Annotated in this window: 15 protein-coding genes; 9 read left to right on the top strand and 6 right to left on the bottom strand. The window is 63.0% G+C overall.

What is annotated here, in order from left to right; all coding sequences use genetic code 11:
• Window positions 1–23: 23 nt before the first annotated feature.
• From EA795_RS15765 to yaaA, 3 genes are all read right to left on the bottom strand, one after another.
• A complete protein-coding gene (locus tag EA795_RS15765) occupies window positions 24–245 on the bottom strand; it encodes a hypothetical protein (protein WP_014851780.1) in 222 nt (73 codons plus the stop codon).
• A 410-nt stretch (window positions 246–655) separates the two neighbouring features.
• Window positions 656–2,104 (bottom strand): mannose-1-phosphate guanylyltransferase/mannose-6-phosphate isomerase, encoded by a 1,449-nt coding sequence (locus tag EA795_RS15760; RefSeq protein WP_014851781.1) that lies wholly within the window; start codon window positions 2,102–2,104, stop codon window positions 656–658.
• 476 nt (window positions 2,105–2,580) lie between these two features.
• A complete protein-coding gene (gene yaaA / locus EA795_RS15755; protein ID WP_122078301.1) occupies window positions 2,581–3,357 on the bottom strand; it encodes a peroxide stress protein YaaA in 777 nt (258 codons plus the stop codon).
• A gap of 453 nt (window positions 3,358–3,810) precedes the next feature.
• Between yaaA and EA795_RS15750 the strand changes: the two genes are divergently transcribed.
• The 4 genes from EA795_RS15750 (at window position 3,811) to moaE (ending at window position 6,483) form a co-directional block, all read left to right on the top strand.
• Entirely contained in the window at window positions 3,811–5,196 is a 1,386-nt protein-coding gene (locus EA795_RS15750; RefSeq protein ID WP_014851783.1) for a PhoH family protein, read from the top strand.
• 116 nt (window positions 5,197–5,312) lie between these two features.
• A complete protein-coding gene (moaC, locus tag EA795_RS15745; protein ID WP_058074615.1) occupies window positions 5,313–5,783 on the top strand; it encodes a cyclic pyranopterin monophosphate synthase MoaC in 471 nt (156 codons plus the stop codon).
• Window positions 5,780–6,028, top strand: a complete 249-nt coding sequence (locus tag EA795_RS15740) for a MoaD/ThiS family protein (RefSeq protein WP_122078324.1) — start codon at window positions 5,780–5,782, stop codon at window positions 6,026–6,028. The genes moaC and EA795_RS15740 overlap by 4 nt, the downstream gene beginning before the upstream one ends.
• Window positions 6,029–6,030: 2 nt before the next feature.
• Window positions 6,031–6,483, top strand: coding sequence for a molybdopterin synthase catalytic subunit MoaE (moaE, locus tag EA795_RS15735; protein ID WP_122078299.1), 453 nt, complete (start codon window positions 6,031–6,033; stop codon window positions 6,481–6,483).
• 12 nt (window positions 6,484–6,495) lie between these two features.
• Here moaE and EA795_RS21065 read toward each other — a convergent pair whose 3' ends face one another.
• The 3 genes from EA795_RS21065 to EA795_RS15725 form a co-directional block, all read right to left on the bottom strand.
• The gene (locus EA795_RS21065; protein ID WP_014851787.1) at window positions 6,496–6,660 is read right to left on the bottom strand and encodes a hypothetical protein; all 165 of its coding nucleotides are present in this window, start codon (window positions 6,658–6,660) and stop codon (window positions 6,496–6,498) included.
• Between the two features lie 128 nt (window positions 6,661–6,788).
• Window positions 6,789–8,192 (bottom strand): ATP-dependent RNA helicase RhlB, encoded by a 1,404-nt coding sequence (gene rhlB / locus EA795_RS15730; RefSeq protein ID WP_205891496.1) that lies wholly within the window; start codon window positions 8,190–8,192, stop codon window positions 6,789–6,791.
• Between the two features lie 182 nt (window positions 8,193–8,374).
• Entirely contained in the window at window positions 8,375–9,031 is a 657-nt protein-coding gene (locus tag EA795_RS15725; protein ID WP_058077119.1) for an alpha/beta hydrolase, read from the bottom strand.
• 343 nt (window positions 9,032–9,374) lie between these two features.
• Here EA795_RS15725 and EA795_RS15720 point away from each other — a divergent pair, with 343 nt between their 5' ends.
• The 5 genes from EA795_RS15720 to purL all read left to right on the top strand — a co-directional run bounded on the left by EA795_RS15720 (window position 9,375) and on the right by purL (window position 17,689).
• Window positions 9,375–10,403, top strand: a complete 1,029-nt coding sequence (locus EA795_RS15720; RefSeq protein WP_122078296.1) for an amino acid ABC transporter substrate-binding protein — start codon at window positions 9,375–9,377, stop codon at window positions 10,401–10,403.
• 90 nt (window positions 10,404–10,493) lie between these two features.
• The gene (locus EA795_RS15715) at window positions 10,494–11,678 is read left to right on the top strand and encodes an amino acid ABC transporter permease (protein WP_014851791.1); all 1,185 of its coding nucleotides are present in this window, start codon (window positions 10,494–10,496) and stop codon (window positions 11,676–11,678) included.
• 10 nt (window positions 11,679–11,688) lie between these two features.
• Entirely contained in the window at window positions 11,689–12,786 is a 1,098-nt protein-coding gene (locus tag EA795_RS15710; RefSeq protein WP_122078295.1) for an amino acid ABC transporter permease, read from the top strand.
• A gap of 10 nt (window positions 12,787–12,796) precedes the next feature.
• Entirely contained in the window at window positions 12,797–13,573 is a 777-nt protein-coding gene (locus EA795_RS15705) for an amino acid ABC transporter ATP-binding protein (protein ID WP_122078293.1), read from the top strand.
• A gap of 219 nt (window positions 13,574–13,792) precedes the next feature.
• Window positions 13,793–17,689: a phosphoribosylformylglycinamidine synthase gene (purL, locus tag EA795_RS15700; protein WP_122078292.1), complete on the top strand. Its 3,897-nt coding sequence runs from the start codon at window positions 13,793–13,795 to the stop codon at window positions 17,687–17,689.
• The last annotated feature ends 40 nt before the right edge of the window (window positions 17,690–17,729 follow it).

Below are 17,729 nucleotides of genomic sequence, written 5' to 3'. Positions count from 1 at the left end.
GCAGGTAATGAGGTTGGCGATATCTAAGCGTCGAACTCGCTGTTGCTCGTGTTCTGTTCCGATCGTTCTTTTTCGATCTTTTCCAGCTCCTGCTGAAACGCCTGATCAAGAATGCTGGGCTTCTTGCGCCAAGGTTTGCGTTCGGGGTCGGGCTGCGCTGCGTAGGTGATTACCTCGCCACCATATATGTTCTTGAAACGATTGGCCTGTCGTTCCAGTTCGGCACGTAGTTCTTCTTTGGTCACGTATTTACCTGTTATCGCTATCAAATCGGTTGTGTTGCGTTCTGTCGTCGTGCGAGACGACAGGCAGGGCAGCCCATGATGCCAATTGAATCGGCCGAGGCGCCTTATGCAGGATTGTTCTTGATTGACGAGGCCGGACTGCTGTTGCAGAGAACACGCGGTTGCGAGCGAGACTGCGAATAACTTGAATATCCGGTTGCGGTCGTATCGATGGCGTTTCGGATCGAGATATCGCTGCGAGTCCTGCATCTTCTACCCGCATCACGATACTGATCCGATAGAACGAGTGCAAACGAACTTCATCCGAGTGTGGCGTGATCGTTTATTTTGCGGCGGCGATCATAACGGATTGATCGGGGGATAGTGGAAACTTGATAACCGCGCATGGCGCGCGGTTATCAAGTTTCTCTTCAGCGAACTGCCTGGGTTCGGGTGCTGTCGCTTTCGGCCCGGCCATAGACATCGTCCAGGCGCTCGATGTCGTCTTCGCCCAGGTAGCTGCCCGACTGGACCTCGATGATTTCCAGCGGAATCTTGCCCGGGTTGGCCAGACGGTGAACCGAGGTCACCGGGATGTAGGTGGACTGGTTCTCGGTCAGCAGGAAGGTTTTCTCGTTACAGGTCACCTGCGCCGTACCGGAGACGACGATCCAGTGTTCGGCACGGTGATGATGCATCTGTAGCGACAGCGCAGCGCCCGGGTTTACGCAGATGCGCTTGACCTGGAAGCGGCCGCCCATGTCCACCGAGTCGTACCAGCCCCAGGGGCGATAGACGGCGCAATGGTTCTGGGTTTCCGAACGGTTCTGCTGATCCAGCTTGGCGACCAGCTTCTTGACGTCCTGCACCTTGTCCTTGTGCGCGACCATCATGGCGTCCTTGGTTTCCACCACGACGATGTCGTCCAGGCCGAGCACGGTAACCAGCTTGCCATTGCCCTGGACCAGGCAGTTGCGGCTGTCTTCGGCGATCACGTCGCCCTTGATGACGTTGCCGTTGGCGTCCTTCTCGAGAACGTCCCAGATCGACGACCAGGAGCCGACATCGCTCCAGCCGGCGGACATGGGCACTACGCAGGCCAGTGCGGTTTTCTCCATCACGGCGTAGTCGATGGAGTTGTCCGGGCAGCAGGCGAAGGTGGCGGGATCGATGAGCACCTCCTCACCATTCTTCACGCTGCGCTCGAGCGCGGCGGCGCAGGTGTCGTAGATATCCGGGTCGTGCTTCTTGAGCTCGTCCAGAAACACGCTGGCGCGGAACAGGAACATGCCGCTGTTCCAGTAGTAGTCGCCCGACTCGACGTAGCTCTGGGCGCGCTCTTCGTCCGGCTTCTCGACGAACTGGGTCACGCGGTTGATGCCTTCGGGCAGATTGCTGCGATCGTCGAGGTCGCACTTGATGTAGCCGTAGCCGGTTTCCGGGCGGGTCGCGGGGATGCCGAACAGCACCATCTCGCCGTTCTCGGCCGCGTTGGTGGCCAGGGCCAGCGAACGCTGGAAGGCTTTCTGATCCTCGATGACGTGATCGGCCGGCAGTATCAGCAGCAGCTCGTCACGGCCTTCCTCGATCAGCTTCATCGCCGCGATGGCGACTGCTGGGGCGGTGTTGCGGCCGAATGGCTCGAGCATCAGACCCTGCACGGACAGCTTGCGAGCCGCCAACTGCTCCTTGACGATGAAGCGGTGTTCCTTGTTGCACACCAGCAGCGGCGGTTGCATGCCCTCGAAGGCCAGCCGCTCGACGGTCTGCTGGAACAGGGTCTGCTCGCCGGTCAGCGCGAGAAACTGCTTGGGGAACAACTTGCGCGACAACGGCCATAGTCTGGAACCGCTACCGCCTGAAAGGATCACCGGAATCATGTTGTTTCTCCTGAATGATTGAGAGAAGGGCTTCTTCTTGTCCGTCTGGGTGGTCAGGAATGCTGACTCGTCGCGCATCGTGGCCGGATGTGGGTGAGCGCCCGGTCTTGTCGGGGAGTCGCCCCGGTCCCTGTGTGACGTGGCGCTTGGCTGGTCAGCGGGGCGGGCAGGGGAAGTGCTGTGTCACGGCGCCAGATGGCGCAAGGCGAGTTGACCGTCTGCGGCGCTGCCAGGCACTGATTCCTGATGCCGCGTAAATGCTGATTCGAGTCCCACTGCACCTTCATGTGCGACGTCCCTTTCCATCTGGAATTGCCGGTACGCGCTTATGATTGTCGGTGTCTGCGGATAGTTCCCGCGGACGCTGCCGCTGATCGGCAAGCGTGAGGAGGGCGATGGACGGGGTTCTGCCGGTCGCGATGGCTGTTGTCAGCCAGAGGGGGCCGCGAGCCGTGTGGCTCGCGGGAGACGTCGGCTCAGGCGGCCGAGTCGCGGAGGAACACCAGACGGTCTGGCGAGGAGTCATCCGGGCTGTAGCGATAGCCGTCATAGCTGAACGCCTTCAGCTGTTCCGGGTTCTGGATGCGCTCCTTGATCACGTAACGGGCCATCAGGCCGCGCGCCTTCTTGGCATAGAAGCTGATGATCTTGTACTGGCCGTTCTTCCAGTCCTTGAAGTCGACATCGATCACGCGCGCGTTCAACGCCTTGCGTTTGACCGCACCGAAATATTCATTGGAGGCCAGGTTGAGCAATACCTCGTCGCCCTGGGCCTCGAGCGCTTCGTTCAGCCAGCCGCTGATGCGCTCGCCCCAGAAGGCATACAGATCCTTGCCGCGCGGGTTGGCCAGCTTCGTGCCCATTTCCAGTCGGTAGGGCTGCATCAGATCCAGCGGACGAAGCACGCCATAGAGGCCCGATAGCATGCGCAGGTGGCGCTGGGCGAAGTCGAAATCCTGTTCGGAGAAATCCTCGGCAGCGAGGCCGGTATAGACGTCGCCCTTGAATGCAAGCAGCGACTGCTTGGCGTTATCCGGTGTGAAATCGGATGTCCAGCTCCCGTAGCGCGCGGCGTTCAGCGCCGACAGCTTGTCGGACAGATGCATCAGCTCGCCGATCTGCAGCGGGGAAAGCCCACGCAGTTGTTCGATCAGTTGCTCGGCGTGGTCGAGGTGTTGGGGTTGCGTGTAACGCTGGGTTGCCGGCGGCGTGTCGTAGTCGAGCGTCTTGGCCGGTGAAATCACCATCAGCATGGGTAGTCTCCTGTCCGTGTGCGGCGATTCTAGGCGTTATGGCGGCGCTGGCTCCAGCTATGGGCCTGTTCGTTCCGCTTAATCGCCCAGCCGGGGTGTGCCGAGGAGACGATTGGGCAGCAGCAGTCAGGATGTTGGAGAGAAGGACATCGGCGGGGTTTGGTGCGACGAAAGCGCACAGGGGAGCTGCCGACTCTAGCCCTGCGGAGACGGGTTCGCCAAGGCCTATTCGTCGAGACGCAAATAAAGTCGCGATCTCGTCGAAAAGACTTTTTTCTGTCATCTCTTTTGCGCTATTACCTCATACAGACCGCCGAAACCTGCGACACAGGTGGCGGCCCCTGGGTGGCCCCAAGCCCCTGCTGCCCACGCCTGCTGCCCGTTTCCGGTGGTCCCAAGTGGCGGTGCGCTCAGACGCTCCGTCGTCCGGCTCTACGGAAAAGGTGATCGCGTATGGATGACTACGGCAGACCCCGCGCTACTCAGCCCACCCTCTATGTTCTGGACACCAACGTCCTGCTCCATGACCCCAACGCTCTGCTGAACTTCGAAGAACACCAGGTCGCCATTCCCATGACCGTGCTGGAGGAGCTGGACAAGCTCAAGAGCGGCAAGCACAGCGTGGCTGCCGAATGCCGCCAGGTCATCCGGCTGATCGACAAGGTGCTGGGTAATGCCACGCCCGAAGAGGTGGAGCTCGGCGTCCCTATCCAGCGCAACGGTGGTGAGGCCTGTGGCAGCCTGTCGATCCTGATGAGCAGAAGCGCCAATACGAAACTGCCGGAAGACCTCAACGACAACAAGATCATCAACCAGGTGGTCGAGCTGCAGCAGCGCAGTGCTGGCGTGCCGGTGGTGCTGGTGACCAACGACATCAACATGCGCCTGAAGGCACGTGCCTGCGGCGTGGCGTCCGAGGATTACCAGACCGACAAGCTGGTCGATGACGTCGGTCAGCTGTCACGCGGTTATCACAGCCTCAGCGGTTCATTCTGGGACCGCGTCAGCAAGGTGGAGACCCAGCAGGGCCACGGCAGGACATGGCACCGGGTGCAATTGATCGACAACCTGCCGGCGGTTCATCTGAACGAGTTCATCCTCGACGAGCAGGGCTTCGTCGGCTGGATCAAGGGCATCAAGGCCGATGAGCTGCTGTTGCTGGACATGCACCAGGAGCCCTTGCTGCACCAGGAAGCCTGGGGCCTGCGCCCGCGTGACATCCACCAGGCGCTGGCGCTGTTCGCGCTGCTCGATCCGGATATCCACCTGGTCAACCTGTCCGGCGCCGCCGGTTCCGGCAAGACCATCCTGGCGCTGGCCGCGGCCATCGAGCAGACGGTGGTCAGCAAGCGCTACCGGCGCATCATCGCCACCCGCAGCGTGCAGGGGCTGGACGAGGACATCGGCTTTCTGCCCGGCACCGAGGCGGAGAAGATGGAGCCCTGGCTGGGGGCCATCACCGACAACCTCGAAGCACTGCACATGGATGACGAGAACACCCACGGCAGCGTGGACTACATCCTGCAGAAGGTGCCGCTGCAGTTCAAATCGCTCAACTACATTCGCGGGCGCAGTTTCCAGCAGAGCCTGATCCTGATCGACGAATGCCAGAACCTCACCCCGCACCAGATGAAGACCATCATCACCCGTGCCGGTGCCGGCTCCAAGGTGGTCTGCCTGGGGAACCTGGCGCAGATCGATACGCCCTACCTGTCGGCCACCAGTTCCGGGCTGACCTACCTCACCGAGCGCTTCAAGGATTTCCCTCATGGCGTCCATGTCACCCTGCAGGGCGTGCCGCGCTCGGTGCTGGCCGAGTACGCGGAGGCGCATATGTAGCCAAGGCGAGAAGCCGTGACAGCGCTCGTGGCAGGACGGGGTGGCCCTTCATCTCGTCCAGCCGCAGCGCTCGATCGGTTAGACTGGCCGCTGTCCGGATAACAAGAAGGTTTGCAATGCTCACCCATCTCGATTCCCAGGGCCGCGCCAACATGGTCGACGTCACCGCCAAGGCGGTGACTGCGCGTGAGGCAGTGGCCGAAGCGCTGGTACGAATGCTCCCCGAGACTCTGCAGATGATCCAGCAGGGCGGCCATCCCAAAGGCGACGTTTTCGCCGTGGCGCGTATCGCCGGCATCCAGGCGGCGAAGAAGACCCATGAGTTGATCCCGCTCTGTCATCCGCTGCTGCTCACCAGCATCAAGGTCGAGCTGGAGCCGGAGGGAGAGGATCGCGTGCGTATCCAGGCGCGCTGCAAACTGGCGGGGCAGACCGGTGTGGAGATGGAAGCCCTGACCGCTGTCAGCGTCGCCGCGCTGACCCTCTACGACATGTGCAAGGCGGTGGATAAAGGCATGGTCATCGAAGGCGTGCGGCTGCTGGAGAAACTGGGTGGCAAGAGTGGCCATTGGCAGGTGCCGGCATGATCGATCTGCACTATTTCGCGCGTTATCGTGAAACCCTCGGGTTGGATGCCGAACAGCTGGAATGGGATGCGAGCCTGCGCACCGTCAATGACCTGCGGCGCACGCTGCTGGCCAGGGGTAATGCATGGGAGGTGCTGGCCGAGCAGAACCTCATGTGTGCGCGGAACCAGGAACTCTGCGGCCTGGACGAGCCGATTGCCGACGGTGACGAAGTCGCCTTTTTTCCCACCGTGACTGGAGGTTGAGCATGAGCGTTCGCGTCCAGCAGGCGCCATTCGATCCCGGCGCCGAACTCAATGCGCTGCATGCGGCCAACCTGGGCATCGGTGCGGTGGCCGGGTTCGTCGGCTACGTGCGCGACTTCAACGATGGTCGGGACGTGGCCGGGATGTTTCTGGAGCACGCGCCGGGCATGACCGAAAAGGCGCTCGGGAAAATTGCCGACGAAGCCGTACAGCGCTGGCCGCTGCTCAAGCTGGAGATCCTGCACCGGGTCGGCCCGCTGGAACCGGGCGAACCCATCGTCTTCGTCGGCGCCGCCAGTGCCCATCGCGAGGCCGCGTTCGATGCCTGCCGCTTCGTCATGGACTACCTGAAGACGCGGGCGCCGTTCTGGAAGAAGGAGACGACACCCGACGGACCACGTTGGGTCGAGGGGCGTGAAAGTGATCAGTCCGCGGCCGACAGCTGGCGCAGCTAGCGGACCCACTGCTCAGTTGAAGGTGATGTAGAGCTTGTAGAACAGCGTGGAAAGTACCGAAAGGATGCCGATGGCGAGAGCGCCCACGCCCCATTGCCTGTCGCGGAAGCTGAAGCCCACGCACATCAGTGCAAAGCTGATGAGAAGAATGACCAGCATCGAATCGATATCGTACATGGAGCGCCTCGCGGTTTCGTTGACAGCCTTACCTTAGCGCTTTCTTGTCGACGAGGCTTTGATTCAGGACAGCCTGCGGGACACGAAGAGAAAAGGCGAAGCCTTGGCTTCGCCTTTTCTCTTGTACATCAGTGCTTGCGCGGAACCGGTGTGAGCAGCTCGGCGGGAGGCGTTTCGCAGCTGATCTTGCGTCCCAGAAGGGCCTCGATGGCGGGCAGGGCGAAGGCATCGTCCTCGCCGGCGAAGCTGATGGAGGTGCCGCTGGCGCCGGCGCGGCCGGTGCGGCCGATGCGGTGTACGTAGTCGTCCGGCACTTCGGGCAGGGTGAAGTTGATCACGTGGCTGATGCCGTCGACGTGGATGCCGCGGCCGGCCACATCGGTCGCGACCATGACGCGGATCTTGCCTTCGCGGAAGCCTTCCAGCGCGCGGATTCGCTTGTGCTGCGGCACGTCACCGGACATCTGCACGGCGCTGATGCCGTCACGTGTCAGGCGTTCCTCGATGCGGCGCACTTCATCCTTGCGGTTGGCGAACACCATGACCCGCGTCCAGTCGTTCTGCTCGATCAGGTTGTACAGCAGCTTGTACTTGTCGCTGCCGGCGACGGCATAGACGTGCTGCTCGACGGTTTCGCTGGCGACGTTCTGCGCCTCGATCTCGACGATGGCCGGGTCGGTGGTCCATTGCCTGGCCAGGTTCATCACGTCATCGGTGAAGGTGGCGGAGAACAGCAGGGTCTGGCGTTCGCTCTTGGGCGGTGTCTGGCGAATGATCTGGCGGACCTGGGGAATGAAGCCCATGTCGAGCATGCGGTCGGCTTCGTCGAGGACCATCACTTCGACCATGTCCAGGTGCACGTCGCCGCGCTGGTTGAAGTCCAGCAACCGTCCCGGGGTGGCGACCAGGATGTCGCAATAGCGGCTTTCCAACTGCTTGAGCTGTTTGTCGAAGTCCATGCCGCCGACGAAGCTCATCACGTTCAGGCCGGTGTATTTGGCCAGCCCCAGTGCATCCTTGGCGATCTGCACCACCAACTCGCGGGTCGGCGCGATGATCAGCGCGCGCGGCTCGCCCATGTAGCGTTCCTTGGGCGGTGGCGTTTCCAGCAGCTGGGTGATGGTCGAGATCAGGAAGGCCGCTGTCTTGCCCGTGCCGGTCTGCGCGCGGCCAATGGCGTCGCGTCCCTTGAGGGTGAAGCCCAGCACCTGCGCCTGGATCGGCGTGCAGTAGGGGAAGCCCAGGTCCTGGATGGCGTGCATCAGTTCCGGGGCGAGCTTGAAGTCATGAAAGCGGGTCTTGCCTTCGGCCGGTTCGACCACGAAGTCTTCCAGCTTCCAGGCGGGAGCGGGTGGGGCCGAAGGCTTGCTGGCGCGCCGTGGCTTGCTGGCCGCCGACGACTTGGCCCGAGAGGCCGACTCGAAGCGGTCGGGCTGTTTTTCTTCGCCCATGTTCGAGGGCGTTTCGATGGCCTGCATGCCCGGCTGTTCGGCCGGATCCTTGCCAAAGATTTTCTTGAGTGCTTTGAGCACGGTCTTCTCGTCGTTGATCAGAAAATTCGGCGGCCAGTGTAATGCAAGATGCATGCAGGGCGAAGCTTTGCCGCCTACGCCCCGCGGCGCCACGCCAGCGGCGCCGGAACGCGGCTATCCGCATCGGCGACCCGCCGTGAAAATCGCTCGACCTTGGGGCCTGGGCGACGTGGCCGAGAGGGTCAGGCGAGGCGTGCGGCCAGCCAGTCGCCGATGTCGTGAATCTCCTGAGGCAGCACTTCGTGAGCCATCGGGTAGTCGCGCCATGTCGTATCGACACCTTCGGCTGTCAGGCACTCGTAGGCATCGCGGCCCATGGCCGGCAGCACCACGTTGTCGTTGCGGCCATGCAGGCACAGCACCGGGTAGCGCTTGCTGGCGGGCATCAGCGGCAGCGGCCGGCTGAAGGTCGGTGCATAGGTCGACAGCGCGATCACGCCACCCAGCGGGCCTTGCCAGCGCAGGAACGCGGTATGCAGCACCACGGCGCCGCCCTGGGAGAAGCCGGCCAGGAAGATGCGCGCCGGGTCGATGCCGCCGTCGCGTTGCGTCTCGATCAGGCTGATGACCTGTTGGGCCGAGGCTTCCAGCTGGTCACGGTTGATCGCCCGGGCGGGGCTCATCGCGAGAATGTCGTACCAGCTCGGCATGCTCCAGCCGCCGTTGATGGTGACCGGCTGCGTCGGTGCTTGCGGCAGCACGAAGCGGGTGCTCGACAGGCGCTGTTGCAGGGCTTCGGCGACCGGTTGGAAATCGTAGCGGTCCGCGCCCAGCCCGTGCAGCCAGATAACGCAGGAATCGGCCACCTGTGCCGGTTCGATGATCAGGGGTTCGTTCATGGTCCAGTTCCAGTTGGGGGCGGCTTGCCTCAGGTTGGGGCGTTCTAAGCTGAATGGGCATTGAAAACATGCCCGGTGGGCCGGGAGGTTACCCGTTCCTTGCGGCTCGATGAAGCCGGGCCCTGCGTGGCATGCCGTTTGCTGTTCCACCCTGGAACCCGTCGTGCGGGGCCGTTTGCATTTTCTGCAACACGGCGCATGGCGGGCAGTTGCCGATCATCAATGGGCGACTAGACTCAGGTCAGGTTCTTCTGTCAGTTCGATCGGCGCGTGTCGATTGGCATCCAGCGATCCCGGGTAGAAGACCCGACCCCCGCAGAATAAAAGCAAACTGGAGGTTTCGATGATAAGGGTTAAATCCACTCTGGCCGTGCTCGGTGCCGCGACACTTTTGGGCACCAGCGGCTTGGCGCAGGCAGGGGCGACCCTGGATGCCGTGAAGAGCAAGGGCTTCGTGCAGTGCGGCGTCAGCGACGGCTTGCCGGGCTTTTCGTATACCGATGCCAAGGGCCAGTACAAGGGAATCGATGTGGATGTCTGCCGCGCCGTCGCGGCTGCGGTCTTCGGTGATGCCGACAAGGTCAAGTTCAGTCCGCTGACCGCCAAGGAGCGCTTCACCGCGCTGCAATCCGGCGAAATCGATGTGCTGTCACGCAACACCACCTGGACCAGTTCGCGTGACGCGGCCATGGGGCTGAATTTCACCGGCGTGACCTACTACGATGGTCAGGGCTTTCTGGTGAACAAGGAGCTGGGCGTCAGCAGCGCCAAGGAGCTCGATGGCGCCACCGTCTGTATCCAGGCCGGCACCACCACCGAACTGAACCTGTCCGACTACTTCCGCGCCAACGGTCTCAACTACACTCCCATCACCTACGACACCTCGGACGAGAGCGCCAAATCGCTGGAGTCCGGCCGTTGCGACGTGCTCACTTCCGACCAGTCCCAGCTCTATGCCCAGCGAATCAAGCTGGCCGACCCGGACAGCTACGTGGTGCTGCCGGAAGTGATCTCCAAGGAGCCACTTGGCCCGGCCGTACGTCAGGGTGACGAGGAGTGGTTCGACATCGTGCGCTGGACGCTGTTCGCCATGGTCAATGCCGAGGAGCTCGGATTGACCGCCGCGAATGTCGAGGAAACCGCGAAGAACACCAAAAACCCGGATGTCGCGCGCCTGCTCGGCGCGGAAGGCGAATACGGCAAGGACCTGAAGCTGCCGAAGGACTGGGCGGTGCAGATCGTCAAGCAGGTCGGCAACTATGGGGAGGTCTTCGAACGCAACATCGGCTCGGGAAGTGATCTGAAAATCGAACGTGGCCTGAACGCGCTCTGGACCAATGGCGGTCTGCAGTACGCACCACCGGTGCGCTGATCGTGCGAGGCCAGCCGTCACGCTGGCCTTGTTTCAAGGATGAGCGTTGCCGGTGCGTCTGCGCCGGCAAATGCCGTGTGAGGTTTTTTGATGCGAACCAACGCCAAAGCAGGGGTCGTGCGCGGCTCTCTGCTAACGGATCCGCAGGCGCGTGCCTGGGCGTTCCAGATTGTCGCCGTTATCGCTGTCGTGGCGTTCGGCTGGTTTTTGTTCCACAACACCCAGACCAACCTCGCCCATCGTGGCATCACTTCGGGGTTCGGGTTTCTCGACAACGCAGCCGGCTTCGGCATACCGCAGCACCTGATCGACTACAGCGAAAGCGACACGTACGGCCGGGTCTTCTGGGTCGGCCTGCTCAATACGCTGCTGGTCAGCGTGATCGGCATCATCCTGGCGACCATCATCGGCTTCATCCTGGGGGTGGGACGGCTGTCGCCGAACTGGCTGATTCGCCAGATCGCTACCGTCTATATCGAGGTCTTCCGCAATATCCCGCCGTTGCTGCAGATCTTCTTCGTCTACTTCGCCGTGCTCAGCCCGTTGCCGGGACCGCGAAACAGCCTGAGCCTGTGGGACATCATCTTCATCAACAATCGCGGCGTGCAGATGCCGGCGCCCAGTGCGGGTGAAGGCTTCTGGCCGTTCTGGATGGCGCTGGGGCTGGCGCTGATCGCCATCGTCCTGCTCAACCGTTGGGCGCGTGCCCGTCGTCATGCCACCGGGCAGACCTTTCCCGTGTTCTGGATCAGCCTCGGGTTGTTCATCGGGATTCCCTGGCTGAGTTCACTGCTGTTCGGTGGGCCGTTCCTCTGGGAAATTCCCGAGCTGCGGCGCTTCAATATCCGTGGCGGCTGGGTGGTGATTCCTGAGCTGGTGTCGATCGTGCTGGCACTGTCTATCTACACCGCGGCCTTCATTGGTGAAACCGTACGTGCCGGCATCCAGTCGGTGAGCCATGGCCAGACCGAAGCGGCGGCCTCGCTGGGGCTGCGCCCCGGTCGGGTGCTGCGGTTGGTGATTGTGCCTCAGGCGTTGCGCGTGATCATTCCGCCTTTGACCAGCCAGTACCTCAACCTGGCGAAGAACTCCTCGCTGGCGGCGGCCATCGGCTACCCGGACATGGTGTCGCTGTTCGCCGGCACGGTGCTCAATCAGACCGGCCAGGCGATCGAAACCATGGCCATCACCATGAGCGTCTACCTGGCCATCAGCATCAGCATTTCGCTGCTGATGAACTGGTACAACAAGCGCATCGCGCTGATCGAACGGTAAGGAATGGCGCATGACGACTCATACTTTCAAGCCCGACCTGCCGGCACCTTCGCGCAACATCGGTGTGGTCGGCTGGTTGCGCGCCAATCTGTTTTCCAGCTGGCTCAATACCTTGCTGACGCTGGTCGGCCTGTATCTGATCTGGCTGGTCGTGCCGCCGATCATTGACTGGGCCATCGTCAAGGCCGACTGGACCGGTGAGACGCGCGCCGACTGTAGCCGCGAGGGCGCCTGCTGGGTGTTCATCCAGACGCGTTTCAGCCAGTTCATGTACGGTTTCTATCCAACGGAGCTACGCTGGCGGGTGGATGCCGCCGCCTGGCTGGCGATCCTCGGTGCGGCGCCGCTCTTCCTCCGTCAGATGCCGCACAAGGTGCGTTACGGCATCGCCTACCTGCTGCTTTATCCATTGCTGGCCTACTGGCTGCTGCACGGTGGTTTCCTCGGCCTGGAAACGGTCTCGACGTCGCGCTGGGGCGGGCTGATGCTGACCATTGTCATCGCTGCCGTAGGGATTGCCGGCGCCTTGCCGATGGGCATCCTGCTGGCGCTGGGACGCCGTTCGGACATGCCGGCGATTCGCGTGCTGTGCGTCACCTTCATCGAGTTCTGGCGCGGCGTGCCGCTGATCACTGTGCTGTTCATGTCCTCGGTGATGCTACCGCTGTTCCTGCCCGAAGGCATGAACCTCGACAAGCTGATGCGGGCCATGGTGATGGTGATCTTCTTCGAGGCCGCCTACATCGCCGAGGTGGTGCGTGGTGGCCTGCAGGCGATACCCAAGGGGCAGTACGAAGCGGCCGCCTCGATGGGCCTGGGCTACTGGCGCAGCATGATCCTGGTGATCCTGCCGCAGGCGCTGAAGATGGTCATTCCGGGCATCGTCAATACCTTCATCGCGCTGTTCAAGGACACCAGCCTGGTGATCATCATCGGCCTGTTCGACTTCCTCAATAGCATCAAGCGCGCCACGAGCGACCCGGCCTGGCTGGGCATGTCGACAGAGGGCTACGTTTTCGCCGCGCTGGTCTATTGGCTGTTCTGTTTCGGCATGTCGCGTTATTCCATGCATCTGGAACGCAAGCTCGACACCAATCACCGGAGTTAGGAGAGACATCATGAGCGATACATCACTGCAATCCGCGCAACCCGAGCGCTCCGGCGAACCGGTCATCCAGATGCAGGGCGTGAACAAATGGTTCGGCCAGTTCCACGTGCTCAAGGACATCGACCTGAGCGTCACCCAGGGCGAGCGCATCGTGCTCTGCGGGCCGTCAGGCTCGGGCAAGTCGACCACCATCCGTTGCCTCAATCGGCTCGAGGAACATCAGCAGGGCCGCATCGTGATCAATGGCGTGGAGCTGACCAACGATCTCAAGCAGATCGAGGCCATTCGTAGCGAGGTGGGCATGGTCTTCCAGCATTTCAACCTGTTCCCGCACCTGACCGTGCTGCAGAACTGCATGCTGGCGCCCATGTGGGTGCGCAAGCTGCCGCGCCACCAGGCCGAGGAGATCGCCATGCACTATCTGGAGCGCGTGCGCATTCCGGAGCAGGCCGGCAAGTTTCCGGGGCAATTGTCCGGTGGCCAGCAGCAGCGCGTGGCCATCGCCCGGGCGCTGTGCATGAAACCGAAGATCATGCTGTTCGACGAGCCTACCTCGGCGCTTGATCCCGAGATGGTCAAGGAGGTGCTCGACACCATGATCGGCCTCGCCGAAAGCGGCATGACCATGCTCTGCGTGACCCATGAAATGGGTTTCGCCCGGACCGTGGCCGACCGGGTGATCTTCATGGACAGGGGCGAGATTGTCGAACAGGCCGATCCCGAAACCTTCTTCACCCGGCCGAGCAACGAGCGCACCAAGTTGTTCCTCAGTCAGATCCTGCATTGAGAGCGGTGCGTAGGGTGGATGTCGCGTTCTACATCCACCGTGACTTCGCTCGGTGGGGCGCCACCCGGTAGAACGCCACCCGGTGTATCGCCACCCGGTGGATCGGTGAGGCGTGATCTACCTACGGCCGGTTTTACGCTTGCGCAGTCTTAGCCTCGGAGGCCGTCATGGGCTAGAATACGCGGCCCGACTGCTCCCCCCTCCGAGGCTGTTCCGACGATGTTGATCCTGCGCGGCGCTCCCGCTCTTTCCGCCTTCCGTCACGGCAAGCTCCTGGCACAACTGATCGCGAAGGTCCCCGCTGTAAGCGGGCTGTATGCCGAGTTTGCTCATTTCGCTGAAGTATCCGGCACGTTTGGTGCGGACGAGGAGCAAGTGCTCTCCCGGCTGCTCAAGTACGGCCCGAGCGTACCCGTGCAGGAGCCGGCGGGCCGGCTGTTCCTGGTGGTGCCGCGTTTCGGCACCATCTCGCCCTGGTCGAGCAAGGCCAGCGATATCGCCCATAACTGCGGTCTGGACAAGATCCAGCGCCTGGAGCGCGGCATCGCCTTCTACGTGCAGGGCGAACTGTCCGAAGGCGATGCGCAACTGATCGCCGCCGCGCTGCATGACCGCATGACCCAACTGGTGCTCGAACGCTTCGAAGATGCCGCCAACCTGTTCAGCCACGCCCAGCCCAAGCCGCTCACCGCGGTGGACGTGCTGGGCGGCGGCCGCGCCGCGCTGGAGCAGGCCAACATCGAGCTGGGCCTGGCGCTGGCCGATGACGAGATCGACTATCTGGTGACCAGCTTCACCGACCTGGGGCGCAACCCCCACGACATTGAACTGATGATGTTCGCCCAGGCCAACTCCGAGCATTGCCGGCACAAGATCTTCAACGCCAGCTGGGACATAGACGGCGAAAGCCAGGACAAGTCCCTGTTCGGCATGATCAAGAACACCTACCAGATGCATTCCGAGGGGGTGCTGTCGGCCTACAAGGACAACGCCTCGGTGATCGTCGGCCACGAGGCCGGGCGCTTCTACCCCAATCCCGAGACCGGCGAGTACGCGGCGACCCGCCAGCCGGTACACATCCTGATGAAGGTGGAAACCCACAACCACCCGACCGCCATTGCGCCGTTCCCCGGCGCGGCCACCGGTTCGGGCGGCGAGATCCGCGACGAAGGCGCCACCGGTCGTGGCTCCAAGCCCAAGGCGGGGCTGACCGGCTTCACCGTCTCCAACCTGAACATCCCCGACTTCGAGCAGCCCTGGGAAAAGCCCTACGGCAAGCCCGAGCGCATCGTCACGCCGCTGGACATCATGATCGAAGGCCCGCTGGGTGGCGCGGCGTTCAACAATGAATTCGGCCGTCCGGCACTGGCCGGCTATTTCCGGACTTTCGAACAGCGCGTCGAAACTCCGCGCGGCGAGGAAGTGCGGGGCTACCACAAGCCGATCATGCTCGCCGGTGGCATGGGCAACATCCGCGAAGATCACGTGCAGAAAGGCGAGATCAGCGTCGGTGCCAAGCTGATCGTACTCGGCGGCCCGGCCATGCTGATCGGCCTCGGCGGCGGCGCGGCATCCTCCATGGCCACCGGCGCCAGCTCGGCGGACCTGGATTTCGCCTCGGTGCAGCGCGACAACCCGGAAATGGAGCGTCGTTGCCAGGAAGTGATCGACCGTTGCTGGCAGTTGGGCGAACAGAACCCGATCAAGTTCATCCACGACGTCGGTGCCGGCGGCCTGTCCAACGCCTTCCCCGAGCTGGTAAACGACGCTGGTCGCGGCGGTCGTTTCGAGCTGCGCAATGTTCCCAACGACGAACCCGGCATGGCGCCGCACGAGATCTGGTGCAACGAGTCCCAGGAGCGCTACGTGCTCTCGGTGGACGCGGGCGATTTCGAGCGTTTCAAGGCCATCTGCGAACGCGAGCGCTGCCCCTTCGCCGTGGTCGGCGAGGCTACCGAGGAACTGCATCTGACCGTGGCCGACAGCCATTTCGGCAACAAGCCGGTGGACATGCCGCTCAATGTGCTGCTCGGCAAGACGCCGCGCATGCACCGTAGCGCCAGTCGCGAAGCCGAGCTGGGCGATGATTTCAGCGCGGCCTCGGTCTATCTGGATGAGGCCGTCGCCCGTGTGCTGCGCCATCCGGCAGTGGCCAGCAAGAGCTTCCTGATCACCATCGGCGACCGCAGCATCACCGGCATGGTGGCGCGCGACCAGATGGTCGGCCCCTGGCAGGTGCCGGTGGCCGACTGTGCCGTGACCACCACCAGTTACGATGTCAACACCGGCGAAGCCATGGCTATGGGCGAGCGCACCCCGCTGGCGCTGCTGGATGCACCGGCATCGGGACGGATGGCCATCGGTGAGACGCTGACCAACCTCGCTGCCGCGCGCATCGAGAAGCTGTCCGACATCAAGTTGTCCGCCAACTGGATGGCCGCCGCTGGCCACCCCGGTGAAGATGCGCGGCTGTACGACACGGTCAGAGCCGTCGGCATGGAGCTCTGCCCGCAGCTGGGCCTGACCATTCCGGTGGGCAAGGACTCGATGTCGATGAAGACCCGCTGGGACGAAGAGGGCGCCGAGAAGAGCGTCACTTCGCCCATGTCGCTGGTCGTCTCCGGCTTCGCGCCGGTGATCGACGTGCGCCAGACCCTGACCCCGCAGCTGCGTCTGGACAAGGGCGCCACTGACCTGATCCTGATCGATCTGGGCCGTGGCCAGAACCGCATGGGCGGCTCGATCCTGGCCCAGGTGTACGGCAAGCTCGGCCGCCAGGCGCCGGATGTCGACGATGCCGAGGACCTGCAGGCCTTCTTCGCGGTGATCCAGGGACTGAACGCCGATGGCCTGCTGCAGGCCTACCACGACCGCTCCGATGGCGGCCTGCTGACCACCGTGCTGGAAATGGCTTTCGCCGGTCACTGTGGGCTGAGCCTGAACCTGGACGGCCTGCTGGACGATGCGGACGAAATCCCCGCCGTGCTGTTCAACGAAGAGCTGGGCGCGGTAATCCAGGTGCGTCAGGACGACACCGAGATCGTCCTGGCACAGTTCAGCGCCGCCGGCCTCGGCGACTGCGTGGCGGTGATCGGTCAGCCGATCAACAACGGCTACGTCTCCATCAGCCTCGGCGGCAACGAAGTCTTCAGCGGCGATCGTCGGTTGCTGCAACAGCAGTGGGCCGAGACCAGCTACCGCATCCAGCGTCTGCGCGACAACGTCGAGTGTGCCGACCAGGAATTCGATGCCCTGCTGGAGGAGGACAACCCCGGCCTCAGCGTGAAGCTCAGCTTCGACGTCAACCAGGATATCGCCGCGCCCTACATCAAGAGTGGCGTGCGTCCGCAGGTAGCGGTGCTGCGCGAGCAGGGCGTCAACGGTCAGGTGGAAATGGCGGCGGCGTTCGACCGCGCCGGCTTCACCGCCGTGGACGTGCACATGAGCGACATCCTCTCCGGGCGCATCAGCCTGGAAGACTTCAAGGGGCTGGTGGCCTGCGGCGGTTTCTCCTACGGCGACGTGCTCGGTGCCGGTGAGGGCTGGGCCAAGTCGATCCTGTTCAATGCCCGTGCGCGGGATGGCTTCCAGGCATTCTTCGAGCGCAGCGACAGCTTCGCCCTCGGCGTGTGCAACGGTTGCCAGATGATGAGCAACCTGCACGAGCTGATCCCGGGCAGCGAGTCCTGGCCGCACTTCGTGCGCAACCGCTCGGAGCAGTTCGAGGCGCGTGTGGCGATGGTCCAGGTGCAGGAGTCGCCCTCGATCTTCCTGCAGGGCATGACCGGTTCGCGCCTGCCGATCGCCATCGCCCATGGGGAAGGCCATGCCGAGTTCGAGAACGAGGCCGCGCTGCTCGAGGCGGATCTGTCCGGTACCGTGGCGTTGCGCTACATCGACAACCACGGCAAGGTCACCGAGCGTTATCCGGCCAACCCCAACGGCTCGCCACGCGGCATTACCGGCCTGACCACCAGGGACGGACGCGTGACCATCATGATGCCGCACCCGGAGCGGGTCTTCCGCGCGGTGACCAACTCCTGGCGCCCCGATGAATGGCAGGAGGATGGCGGCTGGATGCGCATGTTCCGCAATGCCAGGGTCTGGGTCGACTGAGGCGGACTGGCGCCATGAGAAAGCCCGGTTGCATGCGAAT

Source organism: Stutzerimonas nitrititolerans, assembly GCF_003696285.1.
Taxonomy (GTDB): domain Bacteria; phylum Pseudomonadota; class Gammaproteobacteria; order Pseudomonadales; family Pseudomonadaceae; genus Stutzerimonas; species Stutzerimonas nitrititolerans.
This window is presented reverse-complemented; position numbering and strand designations above follow the sequence as displayed.

Bases quoted from the DNA above. Each gene is read 5' to 3' on its own strand.
- EA795_RS15760 (WP_014851781.1), bottom strand. From the start codon at position 2,104: ATGATTCCGGTGATCCTTTCAGGCGGTAGCGGTTCCAGACTATGGCCG.
- yaaA (WP_122078301.1), bottom strand. From the start codon at position 3,357: ATGCTGATGGTGATTTCACCGGCCAAGACGCTCGACTACGACACGCCG.
- EA795_RS15750 (WP_014851783.1), top strand. From the start codon at position 3,811: ATGGATGACTACGGCAGACCCCGCGCTACTCAGCCCACCCTCTATGTT.
- moaC (WP_058074615.1), top strand. From the start codon at position 5,313: ATGCTCACCCATCTCGATTCCCAGGGCCGCGCCAACATGGTCGACGTC.
- EA795_RS15740 (WP_122078324.1), top strand. From the start codon at position 5,780: ATGATCGATCTGCACTATTTCGCGCGTTATCGTGAAACCCTCGGGTTG.
- moaE (WP_122078299.1), top strand. From the start codon at position 6,031: ATGAGCGTTCGCGTCCAGCAGGCGCCATTCGATCCCGGCGCCGAACTC.
- EA795_RS21065 (WP_014851787.1), bottom strand. From the start codon at position 6,660: ATGTACGATATCGATTCGATGCTGGTCATTCTTCTCATCAGCTTTGCA.
- EA795_RS15725 (WP_058077119.1), bottom strand. From the start codon at position 9,031: ATGAACGAACCCCTGATCATCGAACCGGCACAGGTGGCCGATTCCTGC.
- EA795_RS15720 (WP_122078296.1), top strand. From the start codon at position 9,375: ATGATAAGGGTTAAATCCACTCTGGCCGTGCTCGGTGCCGCGACACTT.
- EA795_RS15715 (WP_014851791.1), top strand. From the start codon at position 10,494: ATGCGAACCAACGCCAAAGCAGGGGTCGTGCGCGGCTCTCTGCTAACG.
- EA795_RS15710 (WP_122078295.1), top strand. From the start codon at position 11,689: ATGACGACTCATACTTTCAAGCCCGACCTGCCGGCACCTTCGCGCAAC.
- EA795_RS15705 (WP_122078293.1), top strand. From the start codon at position 12,797: ATGAGCGATACATCACTGCAATCCGCGCAACCCGAGCGCTCCGGCGAA.
- purL (WP_122078292.1), top strand. From the start codon at position 13,793: ATGTTGATCCTGCGCGGCGCTCCCGCTCTTTCCGCCTTCCGTCACGGC.